Origin of the sequence: Miniimonas arenae (assembly GCF_006351005.1) — a bacterium.
In the GTDB taxonomy this organism is placed as follows: domain Bacteria; phylum Actinomycetota; class Actinomycetes; order Actinomycetales; family Beutenbergiaceae; genus Miniimonas; species Miniimonas arenae.
The window spans coordinates 37,054-53,119 of record NZ_VENP01000021.1; the positions used below are offsets into that span (position 1 = coordinate 37,054).

General features: G+C 73.9%; 11 protein-coding genes and 1 pseudogene. 7 read left to right on the forward strand and 5 right to left on the reverse strand.

Features of this window, described 5'->3' with window-relative positions:
• Window positions 1-60 precede the first annotated feature (60 nt).
• Window positions 61-507, reverse strand: coding sequence for a hypothetical protein (locus tag FH969_RS07275; protein ID WP_139986657.1), 447 nt, complete (start codon window positions 505-507; stop codon window positions 61-63).
• A gap of 169 nt (window positions 508-676) precedes the next feature.
• Between FH969_RS07275 and FH969_RS07280 the strand changes: the two genes are divergently transcribed.
• The 6 genes from FH969_RS07280 (at window position 677) to FH969_RS07305 (ending at window position 6,708) form a co-directional block, all read left to right on the forward strand.
• Window positions 677-1,747 (forward strand): iron-siderophore ABC transporter substrate-binding protein, encoded by a 1,071-nt coding sequence (locus FH969_RS07280; RefSeq protein ID WP_139986658.1) that lies wholly within the window; start codon window positions 677-679, stop codon window positions 1,745-1,747.
• A 7-nt stretch (window positions 1,748-1,754) separates the two neighbouring features.
• Complete coding sequence (locus tag FH969_RS07285) at window positions 1,755-2,810, forward strand: FecCD family ABC transporter permease (protein WP_139986659.1); 1,056 nt, start codon at window positions 1,755-1,757, stop codon at window positions 2,808-2,810.
• The gene (locus FH969_RS07290; protein WP_139986660.1) at window positions 2,810-3,874 is read left to right on the forward strand and encodes a FecCD family ABC transporter permease; all 1,065 of its coding nucleotides are present in this window, start codon (window positions 2,810-2,812) and stop codon (window positions 3,872-3,874) included. The genes FH969_RS07285 and FH969_RS07290 overlap by 1 nt, the downstream gene beginning before the upstream one ends.
• A complete protein-coding gene (locus FH969_RS07295) occupies window positions 3,871-4,785 on the forward strand; it encodes an ABC transporter ATP-binding protein (RefSeq protein WP_108717718.1) in 915 nt (304 codons plus the stop codon). The genes FH969_RS07290 and FH969_RS07295 overlap by 4 nt, the downstream gene beginning before the upstream one ends.
• Complete coding sequence (locus FH969_RS07300; RefSeq protein ID WP_139986661.1) at window positions 4,782-5,720, forward strand: siderophore-interacting protein; 939 nt, start codon at window positions 4,782-4,784, stop codon at window positions 5,718-5,720. The genes FH969_RS07295 and FH969_RS07300 overlap by 4 nt, the downstream gene beginning before the upstream one ends.
• Before the next feature lie 298 nt (window positions 5,721-6,018).
• A complete protein-coding gene (locus FH969_RS07305) occupies window positions 6,019-6,708 on the forward strand; it encodes a hypothetical protein (protein WP_108717720.1) in 690 nt (229 codons plus the stop codon).
• An 86-nt stretch (window positions 6,709-6,794) separates the two neighbouring features.
• Here FH969_RS07305 and FH969_RS07310 read toward each other — a convergent pair whose 3' ends face one another.
• From FH969_RS07310 to helR, 3 genes are all read right to left on the reverse strand, one after another.
• On the reverse strand, window positions 6,795-9,446 hold the full coding sequence (locus FH969_RS07310; protein ID WP_139986662.1) for a glycosyl hydrolase: 2,652 nt from the start codon (window positions 9,444-9,446) through the stop codon (window positions 6,795-6,797).
• Between the two features lie 142 nt (window positions 9,447-9,588).
• Window positions 9,589-12,741, reverse strand: a complete 3,153-nt coding sequence (locus FH969_RS07315; RefSeq protein WP_218975284.1) for a glycoside hydrolase family 2 protein — start codon at window positions 12,739-12,741, stop codon at window positions 9,589-9,591.
• A gap of 82 nt (window positions 12,742-12,823) precedes the next feature.
• A complete protein-coding gene (gene helR / locus FH969_RS07320) occupies window positions 12,824-15,052 on the reverse strand; it encodes an RNA polymerase recycling motor ATPase HelR (RefSeq protein WP_139986663.1) in 2,229 nt (742 codons plus the stop codon).
• Between the two features lie 231 nt (window positions 15,053-15,283).
• Here helR and FH969_RS07325 point away from each other — a divergent pair, with 231 nt between their 5' ends.
• Window positions 15,284-15,466 (forward strand): Lsr2 dimerization domain-containing protein, encoded by a 183-nt coding sequence (locus FH969_RS07325; protein WP_139986664.1) that lies wholly within the window; start codon window positions 15,284-15,286, stop codon window positions 15,464-15,466.
• 318 nt (window positions 15,467-15,784) lie between these two features.
• On the opposite strand, the pseudogene FH969_RS15450 reads toward FH969_RS07325, so the two are convergent.
• Window positions 15,785-16,066 (reverse strand): annotated as a pseudogene (locus tag FH969_RS15450) (hypothetical protein); the annotation flags it as partial.

Here is a 16,066-nt window from a genome sequence, read left to right on the forward strand (position 1 = left end):
TCGGCACTCGGCGGGGCGTCAGGCGTCAGGCGTCAGGCGTCAGGCGTCAGGCGTCAGGCGTCAGGTGAGTTTGCGGTCCGCAGCGTCGTACGCGCTGGCCACCTTCGCCTCGAGGGAGTCCACCACCTGCGCGTAAATCCACCAGGCGACCAGCAGCACCAGCGGCGGCACCACGTAGCCCCAGAACCAGCCGTGCACGTCGATGTCGGTCAGCAGCACCACGAGCACCCAGATCACCACCGCGACGGCGAACACCGCGAGCGCTGCCACCAGGCGCTGCGTACCGGGGCTGCGCCGCGGGGCTCCCGCCTGCGCCTTTCGCGTGGCGTAGCGCGAGAGCGCGGGGCGGATCCACACCGTCGCGAGCGCCAGCACGACGCCGGCGCCGATCATCGCCAGGACGCCGCCGGTGACCTGCGGGACGATCAGGACGATCGCGAGGACCACCGCGATGTTGAACAGGGTGAGCGCGACCAGTCGGACCACCCAGCGCTTCGTGCTCGACATGGGCCCAGCGTGGCACGGACTGCGGCCGTGACGTGAGGCACGCCACTCCCCGACGCGAAACTCGTCCGGTCCACGCCGTCCCGGCACAGGTAAGGATCGCCTACGCTTACCCCTCGGACGACGGCGGAACTGCCGTCTCCCCCCGCACCCGCCACAGGAAGGTTGCCCCGTGCGACTCCGACGCGCCCTTGCCCTGCCCACCGCCCTTGCCCTCACCCTCGGCCTCGCCGCGTGCGCCTCGTCCGACGACGCGTCCGACGACGCCACGGCCGACGACTCCGCGGACGCCACCACCGCCACGGACGGAGGCGCCGGGGGCGACGCGGACGCGTTCCCGGTCACGATCACCAACGCCCACGGCGACACCACCATCGAGGCCAAGCCCGAGCGCGTGGCCACCATCTCCTGGGGCAACCAGGACGTCGCGCTGGCGCTCGGCGTCGTGCCCGTCGGGATGGACTCGCAGGTCTGGGCCTGGACCGGCGCCGCCGAGCCGGGCGTCTACGACTGGACGAGCGAGAAGCTCGACGAGCTCGGCGCGGACATGCCGGTCCTGTTCGACGTGACCGACGGCATCGACTTCGAGGCCATCTCCGACACGACGCCCGATGTCATCCTCGCCGCGCAGTCGGGCATGAGCGCGGAGGACTACGCGACGCTCAGCGACATCGCGCCCACCGTCGCCTACCCGACGGTGCCGTGGTTCACGCCGTGGCGCGACCAGATCACGATCAACGCCGAGGCGCTCGGGCTGAAGTCCGAGGGTGAGGCGCTCGTCGCGGACCTCGAGGACCAGATCGCCGCCGCCACGGCCGACGCCGGCTTCGAAGGCAAGACCGCGGCGTTCCTCTACGCCAGCCCCACCGACCTCTCGACGATCTCGCTGTACAGCGCGGGCGACGCGCGCACCGCGTTCCTGCAGGACCTCGGCTTCGACCTGCCGCAGGTCGCCACCGACCTCGCGGAGCAGGACGCGTTCTACCAGGACTTCAGCGCCGAGAACGCCGACCAGCTCGCCGACGTCGACGTGATCGTCAGCTACGGCGACGACACGCTGCTGGCCGCGATGCAGGCCGACCCGCTGTGGAGCACGCTGCCGGCCGTCCAGAACGGCGCAGTCGTGGCCGTCGGCGAGGGCGACGCGTTCAGCGCTGCGGTCACCCCGACCGCGCTGTCGATCCCGTGGGTGCTCGACGACTACGTCGCCGCGCTCACCGACGCCGCCGCGAAGGCCCAGTGACCCCGTCGTGACCGCCACCCTCGCGACACCGCGCCGCGCGCCCGCTGCCTCAGCGGGCGCGCGGCGTCGCGTCGTCGCGCTGGTGGTCGCCGTCGTCGCGGTGCTCCTCGCGGTGCTGCTCTCGCTCGCGTTCGGGTCGCGCCCGGTGACGGTCGACCAGGTCGTCGAGGGCATCACGACCTGGCTGCGGGGCGAGACGCCCACCGACATCGGCGCGATCGCGGTGCAGAGCCGCATCCCCCGCACGGTGGTCGCACTGCTCGCCGGGAGCGCGCTCGCGCTGTCCGGCGCGCTCATGCAGGCGATCACCCGCAACCCCCTGGCCGACCCCGGGATCCTCGGGGTGAACACGGGAGCCGCGCTCGCCGTCGTGATCGGCATCGCGTTCTTCGGACTGTCGAGCGCGGCCGGCTACCTCGTCCTCGCGCTGATCGGCGCGTTCGTCACGGCGTTCTTCGTGTACTTCGTGGGCTCGGTCGGGCCCGGCGGCACGACGCCGATCAAGCTCGCGCTCGCCGGCGCCGCCACGACGGCCGCGCTCTCCTCGCTCGTCGCCGCGATCCTCCTGCCGCGTCAGGCCGTGATGGACGAGTTCCGCTACTGGCAGGTCGGCAACGTGGGCCGCGCGGACTGGGGCTCCCTCGGCGTCGTGCTGCCCGTGCTCGTGATCGGCACGATCGTCGCGCTGCTGTGCGCCTCCGCGCTCAACGCGCTCGCTCTGGGCGACGACGTCGCCGTCGGGCTCGGCGTGCACGTCGGCCGGATCCGAGTGGTGGCCGCCGTGGCCGGAGTCGGGCTGTGCGCGGCCGTCACCGCGATCGCCGGCCCCATCGGGTTCGTCGGGCTGATGGTGCCGCATGCCGTGCGGCTGGTGGCCGGCACGGACCAGCGCTGGCTGCTGCCGCTGTCGGCGCTCGGCGGGGCCGTGCTGCTCACGCTCGCGGACACGATCGGGCGCGTCATCGGCTCCCCCGGCGAGGTCGAGGCCGGCATCATCACCGCGTTCCTCGGAGCGCCCGTGCTCATCGCCATCGCCCGCCGCACCCGAATGAAGGCCCTGTGATGGCCGCGCTCCTGGACTCCCTGCCCGCCGTCTCCGACGCCGATGTCGAGCGCGTCCGCGCGGGTCGCCGCCGTCGCTCGCGTCGGCGGACCGTGGCGCTCGTCGTGCTGTCGGTGCTCGCCGTCGCACTGTTCGCCGCGATGCTCATGCTCGGGAACACGATCTACCCGGTCTCCGACGTCCTCGCGGTGCTCCGCGGCGAGGACGTCTCGGGAGCCTCGTTCGCCGTCGGGACCCTGCGCCTGCCTCGCGCGCTCACGGCGGTGCTCGCGGGCGCCGCGTTCGGCGTGGCCGGCTCGACGTTCCAGACGATGCTGCGCAACCCCCTGGCCAGCCCCGACGTCATCGGCATCACGTCGGGCGCGAGCGCCGCGGCGGTGCTGTCGATCGTCGTGCTCAAGTGGTCCGGCACCGCCACGATGGGACTGTCGCTGGCGGTGGGCATCCTCACGGCGCTCGTCATCTACCTCGCGGCGCGCGGCGGCGACTCCACGGGCGGGCGCCTCATCCTCATCGGCATCGGGGTCGGCGCGATGCTCGACTCCGTCGTCGCCTACCTGCTGCTCAAGGCCGCCGTGTGGGACCTCGCGGTCGCGACCCGGTGGATGACGGGCAGCCTCAACGGGTCGCGGATGGAGGACATCCTCCCGCTGGCGATCGCCGTCGTCGTGCTCGTGCCGATCGTGCTGTTCCTCGCGCGCGACCTCGGCGCGCTCGAGCTGGGCGACTCGTGGGCCACCGCCCTCGGCGTGCGGGTGGACCGCACCCGCGTGCTGCTCGTCGTCGCCGCCGTCGCCCTCGCGTGCGTCGCGACGGCGACCACCGGTCCGATCGCGTTCGTCGCCTTCCTTGCCGGGCCGATCGCGGCCCGGATCGTCGGGCCGGGCTCGTCGGTGGTGCTGCCCGCCGCACTGACCGGCGCGTGCCTCGTGCTCGCCGCCGACCTGCTCGGCCAGTTCGCGTTCGACACGAAGTTCCCGGTCGGCGTCATCACGGGGATCCTCGGTGCGCCATACCTCATCTACCTCCTTGTCCGCACGAGCCGCCGCGGGGGTTCCGCATGAGCGCACAGCACGAGATCCGCACCGAGCAGCTGCGGTCCGGGTACGGCGCGAGGGTCGTCGTCGACGGCGTCGACCTCGTGGTCCCCTCGGGTCGGATCAGCGTGATCGTTGGGGCGAACGCGTGCGGGAAGTCGACGCTGCTCAAGACGATCGCGCGGCTCCTGCCCGCGCAGGACGGCGCCGTGGTGCTCGACGGGCGGCGCATCGACACCATCCCGACGAAGGAGCTGGCGCGCACGCTCGGCCTGCTCCCGCAGCAGCCCGTGGCACCCGAGGGGATCGTGGTCACCGACCTCGTGGGGCGCGGGCGGCACCCGCACCAGAAGCTGTTCCGGCCGTGGACCACCGCGGACGACCAGGCCGTGACGAGCGCGATGGCCGCGGCGGGCGTGCTCGACCTCGCCGACCGCGCCGTCGACGAGCTGTCCGGCGGGCAGCGTCAGCGGGTCTGGATCGCGATGGCGCTCGCGCAGTCGACCGACGTCCTGCTGCTCGACGAGCCGACCACTTTCCTCGACGTGTCCCACCAGATCGAGGTGCTCGACCTGCTCACCGACCTCAACCGCACGCGCGGCACGACGATCGTCATGGTGCTGCACGACATCAACCTCGCCGCGCGCTACGCCGACCACATGGTCGCGCTGCGCGCGGGGCGCGTCGTCGCGGACGGGCCGCCGCACGCCGTCGTGACCGCCGAGCTCGTGCGCGAGGTGTTCGCGCTGGACTCCCTCGTGGTGCCCGACCCCGTCTCGGGCGCGCCGATGGTGCTGCCGCGCGGGCGGCACCACGTGGGGATCGCGCCCGGTGGGGCTCTCGACGGCGTCGCTGACCCGAGCTCGGCCGCCGCCTCGCTCGCCCCCGCTCTCTCCTCCGCCCTCTCCCCCACCTCCGACGTCCTGGAGCGCCCATGAGCACCCTGACTCCCCCGGCGGTCTCCCCCTTCCGCTTCTTCGACCTGCGCGTCGAGCGCGTCACCGACCTCACGCCGTCGTTCCGGCGCGTGACGCTGACCGGTCCGGAGGCGCACCTGTTCGCCGACCCGGGCTGGGACCAGCGGATCAAGGTGGTGCTGCCGCACCCCACGCTCGACTTCGGCGCGCTCCCCCGCGGGAACGACTGGTACCAGCGGTGGCGCGAGCGCGACGCCGCAGAGCGGCACGAGTTCCGCACCTACACGACGCGCGCGGTGCGGCCGGCGCGGGACGGCGCGGAGGCCTCGATCGACATCGACATGGTGGTGCACCAGCCCGTGCTCGGCCCCGCCTCGGCGTGGATCGCGCAGGCGAGGGCCGGTGACGAGGTCGTGGTGCTCGGGCCGAACGCCGAGTGGACCGAGGGCGAGTCCGGCGGAGTCGACTTCCTGCCGCCCGCGCAGACCTCGTGCCACCTGCTGGTGGGCGACGAGACCGCGGCGCCCGCGATCGCCGTGATGCTGGAGCACCTGCCCGCCACGGCGCGCGGCATCGCGGTGCTCGAGCTGCCGAGCCTCGCCGACGCCGCCTACCTGCCCGAGCACCCGGGGTTCGAGGTGCGGGTCTTCGCGCGCGCGGCCGGCGAGCGCGGGCGGCACCTGGTCGAGGAGGGCGTGCGCGCGGCGCGCGAGCTCGCACCCGCGGGCGAGCCCCACACGGTCGAGGAGATCCCCGCCGACGAGCTCATCTGGGAGGTGCCGCGCCGGGCGCGCGGTGGCGCCGCGCTGCGCTCGACCACGATGTACGCGTGGATGGCCGGTGAGGCGGGCTCGATCCGCACGCTGCGCCGCGCGCTCGTGGGTGATCTGGGCGTGGACCGCCGCACCGTGGCGTTCATGGGCTACTGGCGCGAGGGCGTGGCCGAGGGCGCCTGACCCCCTGTCTGCCCTTCCGCCCCGTTCGCGAGAGGGTTTCCGTCCTTTCGCGAGAGGGTTTCCGTCCTTTCGCGAGAGGGTTTCCGTCCTTTCGCGAGAGGTTCTCGGTCCTTTCGCGAGAGGTTCTCGGTCCTTTCGCGAGAGGGTTTCCGTCCTTTCGCGAGAGGTTCTCGGTCCTTTCGCGAGAGACTCCCGGCCCGCGCAAGACGGCGAGCCCCGCCTCCCGCACGACGGCGGGGGTCACCCGGAGCGTCGGCGGGCGCCGGGTACCGTGGCCGCACTCGTCCGAGGGAGAGACATGCGCACCGATCGGCTCCGAGCACGGCACCCCCGCCTCCGTCCGACCCCGGCACCCGCCCTCGCGACCGCCGCCCTCGTGGTGGCGACGTGCGCGCTGACGGGGTGCTCGCCGTCGGGCGGTGATCCGGACGCCGATGTCACCGGTGTCCCGGACGACTGGCGGACGAGCACCGCGAAGGCCTGGCCGGACTCCGACTCGTTCGGCTCGAGCATCCCCGTGTACGCGCGCGACACGTGCCTCCTCGGCGACCCACCGAACCCGCTCGACGCCGGGCCGGAGACGACCGACGTCGGCTTCCTGACGCTCGGGGACGCCACCGACCCCGACTCCTACGGCTACGACTGCCGGTTCTGGGCGCCCGACCTCTACGCCGGCTCGCTGCGCCTGTACCAGGCGGGCGATGCCGCGGCGCTCGACGGACTGGTCGCCGACTTCGTGGGCGCGTCGAGCAGCACCAACACCGTGACGCACAGCGACCAGACGTCGCACGGCGCCTCGGTCTCGGTCACGCGCACCGCAATCAACGGCGAGCCCGCGGGCAAGGTCGAGGCGCTCTACGTCGACGAGGACGCGCTCGCAGCCGTCGTGCTCGAGGTGAACTCGCTGGACGAGAAGGAGTTCGGCGAGTACACGGACGCCGCCGCGGCCGAGGAGCTGATGCGCACGCTCGCCGTCGCGAACGGTTGAGCCGAGCCGAGCGGGCCGCGCCCTCGAGATCCTCTCGCGAAAGGACGGACATCCTCTCGCGAAAGGACGAAGAACCTCTCGCGACTTCAGGGGAGGCGGAGCACCGGCTCCGTGCGCAGGCCGAGCACCAGATCCGTCGGTCCGCGGTCGACCTCCTGCAGTACGAACCGCTGCCCGTAGCGCTCGGTCAGCGCCTCCTGCCGCGCGACCAGCTCCGCGTTGCCGACGACGGCGCCCACCAGGCTTCCGAGGCTCCTCACCTCGACCGTGTGCCGGCCGGGCGACACGGGCACCGCGATCCGGTACGGCGGCGCCCACAGAGCGCCGACAGGCGCGCCGTCGACGGCGAGCACCACCGCCGTCCCCGCCGGCGGCCGGTAGGGCGTGCGATAGGCCGGGCCGCCGCCGTCCCCGGACCGCGTCACCGGACCGGTGCTCACGCCGTCGCCGAGGTCGACCTCGAGACGCGCGACGCCGTCGGGCACGTCCACCTCCGCGCGCACCGTGCGCGAGCCGGGCGGCGTGCGCCAGTCCGCGAGCAGCGGGAACGCCGCGACGGCGCCGTCCTCGTCCCGCCACTCGACCGGCACCGGCATCGGCCCCGACACACACCCCGCCGGCTCGACCACACCCGCCCCGCCCTCGGGCGCGGGCAGCCCCGACCCGGTCGCCAGCACGAGCGCGCCGTGCGGCGGCACCGTGACGTCGCCCGCGAGCGCCGCTCGCGAGCCGTCGCGCGGGTCCCACACCTGCCAGCCGTCCTCGCCCGCGGCCACCCGCGCCGTCGCCGGCTCGGACGCGACGTTGATCAGCAGCACGAGCTCGCCGTCGGCGAGCCGGCGGTGCACCGGCAGCAGCGTCGGCGCGTCGGTCTCGACCACCGGACGCACGACGGCGAGCACCCGCTCCACGAGGTCACTCGCCTCGGCAGGGACGAGCCTCACGCCGTGCGCGCGCAGCGCCGCGTCGCCCGCACCAAGCCCGCCGCCCGCACCAAGCCCCCCACCCGCGCCAAGCCCGTCACCCTCGCCGAGCCCCGCATCCGCACCCGCAACCGAGCCCGCACCCCCGACCCGCACCACCACCCGGTGCCGCTCGTGCGCCGTCGCGAGCGCGGCGTCGTCGAGCACCGAGAGGTCCAGGCCTGCGGAGCGCAGCGCCCCGAGCACGTCCGCCCCGACCAGCTCGTGCGTGGCTCGCCACAGATCCACGGGCGCGATCAGCTCGCCCGAGGCGGGCCGCAGGGCGGCGTACGCGACTCCGTCGGCGACGTGCACGCCGACCGGCCGGACCGCCTCACCGAGGCGGGCCACCGCTCCCAGCCGCGCGAGCCACGTGGTGAGCGCGGGCATCACGGGCCACCACGGGTTGCGGTCGGTGAGGGCGCCCGCAGCGTAGAAGATCCAGCCCGGGTCCGGCACGGCGGGCGGGCTCGAGGGCCAGCCGTGCCCGATCAGCTGCGTGACGCCGAGCGAGAGGTGCTCCACGGCCTCGGCCTGCAGGTCCAGCGGTGTCGCGCCGTAGGACGGCGAGGCGACCCACGTCCACGCCTCGGCGGAGACGACGTTCTCGCCCAGCGCGTGCGCCGCGGACGAGGCCCACCGGGTGGGCGGCAGCTCGTCCCAGCCCCAGGACTCCCCCTCGACGAGGTCGGCGTCGGCGTAGCTGCGCATCGCCGCGGGCGGCTTGCCGTACCCCTGCAGGCGCAGCAGCACGTCGCGCTCGGCGGCGAACGCGTGCAGCGGCCCCACGAACCGCTCCTCGTACAGCGCGGTGAGGGTGCGGCCGAGGTCCCGGCGCAGCCGGCGCACCTCCTCGTCCGTCGACCAGGGGTGCCGCTGCGCCCGGAAGAGCCGTGGCAGCAGGGGCACGGGGTCGTACCCGCAGCGCTGCTCGACCTGGGCGGGCAGGTCCGGCGTCCAGTCCGCACCGTGCACCTCGAGGCTGTCGCAGAACACGGCCGTCACGCGGTCGGGTCCGCCGGCCTGCGCGGCGTCGAGCAGGGGGACGGCCACCGCGTCGAGGTGCAGCCGGGTGGCCTCGGCGTCGTAGTGGTCCAGCACGTAGCCCTCGCCGCCCAGCGGAGCGCGCTTCACGGTCTGCCCCGTCGGGGTGCACCACGCGAGCGCGAGCACGCGCGGCCCCGGGTGCGGCGGGAGGTCGATCACCCGACCCGGCGCTGCGCCGTCGAGCACCGGCAGGTCGGGCGGGAACGACTCGAGCGTGCCCGGCCCGAGGTAGGCGGCCACGAGCGTCTCGCCCGGGGTCGCCGCCGGCACCGCGAACGACCGCTCGGTCGGCGCGAGCTCGGTGGTCTCCCAGCGCAGCCGCTTGGCCCCGCGCTCGCGCGTGATGTGCGGCCCGCCGTAGGACCACCCGCCGCTCAGCGTGAGGTCGAGCCGCAGCCCGAGCGCGTGTGCCTGCTCGGCCGCGTACCCGACGCGCGCGAGCAGCTCCGGGGATCCGAAGGAGTACGTCTCGGGCTCGCCCGCGCCGTCGGCCAAGGGATACACGACGGCGAGCTCGGCTCCGGCGAGGCCGGCCGCGGACATCGCGGTCAGGTCGTGGTCGATCATCGCCTCGGTCTGTGCGGGGCCGAACCACCACCACCGGACCATGGGGCGGGCGTCCGACGGCGGGCCGGCGAACGCTGCCGCGGCGGTCGTGAGGTCGGCGGAGCGCAGCGCGGCGTTGCGCGTCGTGCGGGCCCCGGGGCGAAGATGTGGCGGGCGAGTCACCCGAAGAACCCTAGCCGCGGGCCGGCCTCGCCGCCGGAGCCTCGTTCGCCTTCCGGCCCCTCCCGACCGCAGCGTCACCACGAGTGCCGGCAGCTGCGTCACCAGGATCGGTGCCGAGCCTAGCGGCGTGCCCTCGCGCGGATCAGCGCAGCACGCTGCGCAGCTCCTGCGCCGTGATCCGCGCCGCGGGCACCCGATCCGCGCGACCCAGGTGCGCGAGCACGCCCCGGCGCAGGTGCGCCGGCGCCGGCCGGTCCGCGCCGAGCGCCAGCGACGTCACGATGATCCGCCCCGCTCCGAGGCGCGCCTCGAACAGCGCGGTGAGCCGACGCGCGGAGAACCACGTGTCGATCGGCCGGACGATCGGGGTGAGGGCCGACGGCAGACCGTCGGCGAGCATCGCGCGTGCGCCGTGCAGCAGGTCCCACCACAGCCAGTCGGTGTGGTCCTGCGTCGGGAAGTCCTCGAATACCGGGTGCGTGGCGTCGATCAGCAGGCCGAGCGTGTGCGGCGCCTGCCCCGACGTCCACGCCGTGTTCCAGAACACCGGCGTGAACCCCAGCGCCACGTCGTTGCCGATGCTTGCGCTCGGCAGCTCGAGCAGCACCGCAGCGCCCGCCTCCGCGGCTGCGATCGCCTCGGTCACCTCGTGGGTACCCACCACGCACGACGGCGCAGCCCGGGTCGCGCGCTCGGCCGGCGGCAGGGCGGGGGTCGCGCCGCCGGGACCTGCGGACCCGGACGCCTCGGGCGAGCCCGGCGTCACGGGCAGCGCGGGCGTCGCCGGCAGCGCGGACGTCGCCGGCAGCGCGGCGGTCGCGGTCGGCGCCGGCAGGAACCACAGCGGCCAGTCGTTCTCGTGCACCGACCCGTCGTCGGCGGTCACGGTGAGCCACAGCGTGAGCCGCTCGGCCCGCGCGCGAGCCGCGATCGGCACGGTCACCGGGCCCAGCCGGTTCCCGTTGCCCAGGGCGACGTGCACGCCGTCGGCCACCTCGCCGTCGTGCACCACCCCGCCTGCGTCGTCCCGCAGGCTCCACGTGACTCGCGCGCGCAGCGGCGCCGCGCCGAAGTGCGCGATCACGACGTCGAACGTGAGGTCCTCCCCCGCCGTCCAGACCCGCTGGGGCAGGAGCGCGAGCGGCACCGTGGGCCCGCAGAACCGGGAGAACTCCTCGGGGCTGCAGTAGCCCTTGGACTCCCAGAACGCGTTGAGCACCCCGACGGTGGCGGTGCCCTGGCCCGGGAAGTCGCTGAGCCCGAGCAGGTGGAAGCCGCCGAAGCCCTCGGTGCGCAGCGCCGACTCGACCTCCTCCTTGTAGCAGAGGGTCTGCAGCCGGCCGGAGACGCGCAGCAGGTCCGGGGCGAGGTCGGCGAGGCCGGCCCAGGCGAGGAAGTCCGCGAACACGTCGAAGTTCCGCGGCTGCATGAGGCCGGTGTAGCGCGCGCGTTCGGTGAGGTCCGGGTAGGCGCACCACTGGCCGATCTCGTGGCTCACCACCGGTCGGGGCGAGGCCGCGACGGCGTCGCGGTAGTCCGTCCGCGTCTCCGGCGGCAGGGCGTTGAGCCGTGAGGCCAGGCCGTCGCCCCACTGGTGGGCGCGGGGGGCCGGGACGTTGTCGAGGTCGTTCTCCTCGATCGCGGGCCAGCCCGCGGCGCTCGTGTAGAGGCGGCGCGGGTCCAGGCGCTGGCACCAGCGCAGCCAGCCGCCGAGGAGCTCCGCGTCGCGACCCGCGGGCTCGTTGCCGTGCGCCATCACGACGAACGAGGGGTGGTTGCCGAACGTGTCGAGGATGCGGCGGGTCTCGGCGTGCAGGAACGCGTCGACGGGCCGGCCCTCGCCGATCGCGGCGCCCTGGTTCGCCCACAGCGGGCCCTCGACCTGCAGGTACATGCCCGCCTCGTCGGCCGCGACGAACGCCGCCTCGGGCGGGCACCACGAGTGGAACCGGACGAGGTTGAGGCCGTGCGCGCGGCAGACCTCGACGATGCGGCGCCAGGCGGCGACGTCCGTGGGCGGGAAGCCGGTGAGGGGGAAGACGGCGCACTCGAGCGTGCCGCGGAAGAACGCCGGGCGGCCGTTGATCTCCAGGCGGCCCTCGCGGACCGCGATCTCGCGCAGGCCGAACCGGGTGCGGTGGGTGTCAGTGTGCTCGACGTCGTCCACCCGCGTGCTGAGTTCGACCGTCAGCTCGTACAGCGCCGGGTCGAACTCGTCCCAGGTGCGGGCGTCGGGGCCGAGGTCGAGCACGAGGTCGACGCCGGCGCGCGAGGCGGTGAGGCCGCGCTCGCGCAGGTCGACCTCGTAGACCTCGTCGAAGGACGCCTCGGCAGTCGCGGTCGGGGTGGTCGCGGTCGTGGCCGACGGCGCGGCGGCGGTGGCGCCGTCGGCCGACGGCGAGCCGGGCGTGCTCGGGGGCGTGCTCGCGGAAGGTGACGCCTCGCCGTCGGGAGCGTTCGCGGAGGGCGCGCCTGCCTCAGGAGGCGCGCCCGGGGACACGAGGCGCGCGGTGGCGCGCACGACGCCGCGGCCGGTGCCCGCCGTCGTGCCCGCGAGATCGACACGGACCTCGACGCGGCGCGCGGCGACGTCGGGGAACGTGCGCACGCGCGAGATGACGACGTCGGGCAACGCCGTGAGCGTGAGCGCGCCGATCGCGCCGTTCCAGTTCCCCTGCGTGTGGTCGGAGACGCTGTGCGCGTTCGGGCCGACGTCGACGACGGTGCGGTTGTCGATCCGCACGGTGAGCACGTGCGGGCCCGGCGCGAGAGGTGCGAGGTCGACCTCGTGCGGCGTGCAGAGGCTGTCGGCGCAGCCGGCGCGCTCGCCGTCGAGCCACACCGTGGACTCCCAGTGCACGCGCTCGAGCGACAGGCGCACGCGCCGGCCCGCCCACTCCGGCGGGATCGCGACGGTGCGCGTGAACCACGCGGCGCCGCGGTAGTAGCGCCGCGGCTGGAGCCAGAACGGCACCGCGATGTTGCCGGGCCGCCGGTAGGGCGCGTAGCGCTCGTCGGTGAAGAACGAGCGGTCGACGATGCTGCCGGTCCAGGGCGTGTCGAGGGCGATCTCGTCGCCGAGTCCCTGGTGCTGGATCGAGCCGGGCAGGGTCACGGGGGTCGTGGCCATCCCAGCGGCGGACGCCGCACCGTTCGCCACACCGTGGCGGAACCACGCCTCCCGCTCCCCCACTCCGTCGGGGTCGAGCGCGCACGTCCACTCCCCGGCGAGGCTGAGGTGCCAGCGGTCCTGCGCAGATGCGTCGGGCACGACCTCAAGCGACGGCACAGTCATGGGTCGACCGTAGGCAGCAGACGGCCGGTGCGGGAATGGAGGTTGGCGAGGCTGGTATGGACGATCCACCGCTCAGGTCGTCTCATGACCTGAGGACCACCAGCTGCTGCGTGGCACGGGTCATCGCGACGTACCGGTCCACCGCCCCCGTGATGCCGCCGCCGAAGGTGTCGGGGTCGACGAGCACCACGAGGTCGAACTCCAGCCCCTTGGCGTGCTCGGGCCGCAGGCGTCGCACCCGACCGTGGGTCTCCTCCTGCCCGAGCCGCGTGCTGATGGTGCAGGCGGTCCCCTCTTCGTGCTCGGCCAGCCAGCCGGCCAGGAGGTCGTCCAGCTCGTCGACGGACGCGTGGGTGACCGGCACCCCCGACGCGCGGATCGAGGTGGGCACGGTCACGTTGGGGATCGCCGCGCGGATGACCGGTTCGGCCTCGGCCATCACCTCCGACGGCGTGCGGTAGTTCACGCTCAGCGTCCGCACCGCGACACGACTCAGGCCGACCCGTGCCAGGCGGTCGGTCCACGACTCGGTGAACCCGTGCCGGGCCTGCGCGCGGTCGCCGACGATCGTCAAGTTCCCCTGCGGGCACCGGCTCAGCAGCATCTGCCACTCCGCGTCGGTGAGCTCCTGGGCCTCGTCGACCACGATGTGCGCGAACGGCCCGGCCAGGGGGTCGGCGTCGGACAATGCCACGTCCGCCTGCAGCGCGTGGCGCAAGTCCTGCCCGCGCAGCATGGACATCACGTGCAGCTCGGAGTCGTCGGTGGCGATGAGCTGCGCGGTCACGTCGGCGCGGTCGCGTGCCTCGGCCCTCGCCTCGGCCTGCTGCCGCTGCCTGCGACGCCATGCGTCGGGGTCGCCGAGCCGGCGCCGGGCGGCGTCGAGCAGCGGGAGGTCCGCCGTCGTCCACGCGTGCGATCGCCTCCGCCGCAGCTTGGCGGCCTCCGACGGCGTGAGCCACGGCGCGCACCGGCGCAGGTACGCCGGCACCTCCCACAGGTCACCCACGACGTCCTGCGCCCTCAGCCGTGGCCACACCCGCCCGAACGCGTCAGCGAGCTCCGCGCTGGACTCCAGCGCACGCCTGTCGGCCGCGCCGTCGTCCCGGTCGAGTCCGTAGGCGTCGAACTCCGCCTCGCCCTCGTCCTCCACGCCCTCGCCCCCCTCGTCGCCCCAGGCGTCGAGCGGATCCTGACCCTCGCCGTCGGACACCCGCTTGTCGGCGAGGATCTCGAGCAGCGCTGACCACACGCGGTCGCGAGCGTCGTTGTGCGGCGTGCCGGGTTCCACCGACGCGATCGCCTCCGCCCAGTCGCCCGGGCTCACCCGTACTGTTCCCTCGGGCAGGGCGATCTCCATGCCCTCGGTCGGCGCCTCCTCGTAGAACGCGACCGCCGGCTCGATCGCGGCCACCATCCGCACGTCGGCCTTGAGCTTCGCGACGTCCGGCTCGGGCTCGTCCGGGAATGCCTCGGCGCCCGGGACCATCTCGCGCAGGGTGCACGTCCGCACGCCCTCCTCGCCGAGGCTCGGCAGAACGTCGGCGACGTACGCGAGGTACGGGGCGTGCGGCCCGACGACGAGCACGCCTCCCGCGCGTCGGCCCACCTGGGCGTCGGCGTACAGGAGGTAGGCCGTGCGGTGCAGCGCGACGACCGTCTTGCCGGTGCCGGGACCGCCGTCGACGACGAGCGCCCCGCGCGCGGGGGCCCGGACGATGGCGTCCTGGTCGGCGGCGATGGTGCCCAGCACGTAACGCATCTGCGCGGAGCGACTGGCGCCGAGCGAGGCGATGAAGGCGGACTGGTCGTCGAGAGCGGCCGGGTTCGCCTCGTCAGTGCCGACGTACACCTCGTCCCAGTAGTCGATGACGCGTCCGCCCTCCCAGCGGTAGCGGCGTCGGCTGACCAGGCCGCGGGGGTCCTGGTGCGTGGCGGCGAAGAACGGCTCGGCGGCAGGCGAGCGCCAGTCGACGAGCAGGCGCTCGTCGCTCGCGTCCAGCAGGCCGAGCCGGCCGATGTAGACCGTGTCGCCCGAGTCGGTCACCATGCGCCCCAGGCACAGGTCGAGGCTGTAGCGGCTGAGCGTGCGCAGTCGCGCGCTGAGCCGGTGGACCTCCGTGTCCCGGTCCATCGCCGACTGACCGGTTCCGGCGGGCCGCGCCCGCGCCGCATCCAGCCGGGTCTGGAGCTGCGTCTTCTGCTCCTCGAGGCTGCGAGCGATCCTCGCGAAGTGCGACTCGTCGTCGACGACGAGCTCCGGGGCCGCCTTGGCCCGCAGACGGTTGGGCAGGTCGAACGTGAATGGCATGTGCTCCCCCAGATCGGCGAGGGCTGGGGTGCTGCGCGGTGCAGCATTCGCCCTCGAGCCGGCGATCCTTCCCTGACAGGGGGGTCTTGCGGCAAGACCCCCCGTGGGGTAAAGACTGGAACTGCGGGCGAGACGTGGAGCCGCTGAGGTCGATGCGGTCGTCGCGCGCTCCGGATCTGCGGTGCTGTCCCGCTATCGCCAGGGTCCGCGCGCCCCGTAGGCTCCCGCTCCATGGGTACTCGCACGATCGTGGAGACGCTGTCCGACCTCAGCGGCCAGAAGGCGGACCGGCTCGTCACGTTCGGCGTGGGATCGGCCCGGTACGAGATCGACCTCACCGACAGCGAGGCGCACGCGTTCCTCGAGCTCCTTCAGCCGTACATCGAAGTGGCGCGCAAGGCGCCCAAGGCGTAGGTTCCGGGCTTTCGCGGCGCCCCTGCCCCGGCCTCTGACGCGCGCAGGGGCGCCGAGATCGGCATGGCGGTGTCGACTCCCCTGACGTCGCGCCGCGCGGTGAACGGAGTGCTATGCCTGGTCAGGCCTCGCCAGCCGGAACTGCTCAGCGTCGATGTCGATACGCCGATCGCGCCAGTAGAACTCGGCGTCGTGCTCGCCGATCGCGCCAGTGGAACTCGGCGTCGTGCTCGCCGATCCCACGGAGGACGCGACACCGCGCTCCCACGGCCACGACGTTCGCGGGGATGTCTCTGGTGACGATGCTGCCGGCGCCGATCACCGAGCTCCCCCGATCGACACCTCGGCATGACGGTCGCTCCCGAACCGATCCACACTTTGCTGCCGATCGTGACCGGAAAGGTTGAACTGCGCGCCGAGCCCACGAAGCTCGGGCAGCACCGGATGGCCTGCCGTGGTGATCGTGACGGGCGGCCCGAACATGACACGGTCGCCGATGTAGATCGGCGCGTCGTCGGGGCCTGACCCCGGATCTTGGACACGCTGAATCCGGCACCTGGTGCTGGGGAAGCGAGATGATCCGAGAATCATGGCCAGGAA

What these genes read in the sequence shown, in the direction of transcription:
- FH969_RS07275 (WP_139986657.1), bottom strand. Translation starts at nt 507, where the DNA reads ATGTCGAGCACGAAGCGCTGGGTGGTCCGACTGGTCGCGCTCACCCTG.
- FH969_RS07290 (WP_139986660.1), top strand. Translation starts at nt 2,810, where the DNA reads ATGGCCGCGCTCCTGGACTCCCTGCCCGCCGTCTCCGACGCCGATGTC.
- FH969_RS07295 (WP_108717718.1), top strand. Translation starts at nt 3,871, where the DNA reads ATGAGCGCACAGCACGAGATCCGCACCGAGCAGCTGCGGTCCGGGTAC.
- FH969_RS07300 (WP_139986661.1), top strand. Translation starts at nt 4,782, where the DNA reads ATGAGCACCCTGACTCCCCCGGCGGTCTCCCCCTTCCGCTTCTTCGAC.
- FH969_RS07305 (WP_108717720.1), top strand. Translation starts at nt 6,019, where the DNA reads ATGCGCACCGATCGGCTCCGAGCACGGCACCCCCGCCTCCGTCCGACC.
- FH969_RS07315 (WP_218975284.1), bottom strand. Translation starts at nt 12,741, where the DNA reads ATGACTGTGCCGTCGCTTGAGGTCGTGCCCGACGCATCTGCGCAGGAC.
- helR (WP_139986663.1), bottom strand. Translation starts at nt 15,052, where the DNA reads ATGCCATTCACGTTCGACCTGCCCAACCGTCTGCGGGCCAAGGCGGCC.
- FH969_RS07325 (WP_139986664.1), top strand. Translation starts at nt 15,284, where the DNA reads ATGGGTACTCGCACGATCGTGGAGACGCTGTCCGACCTCAGCGGCCAG.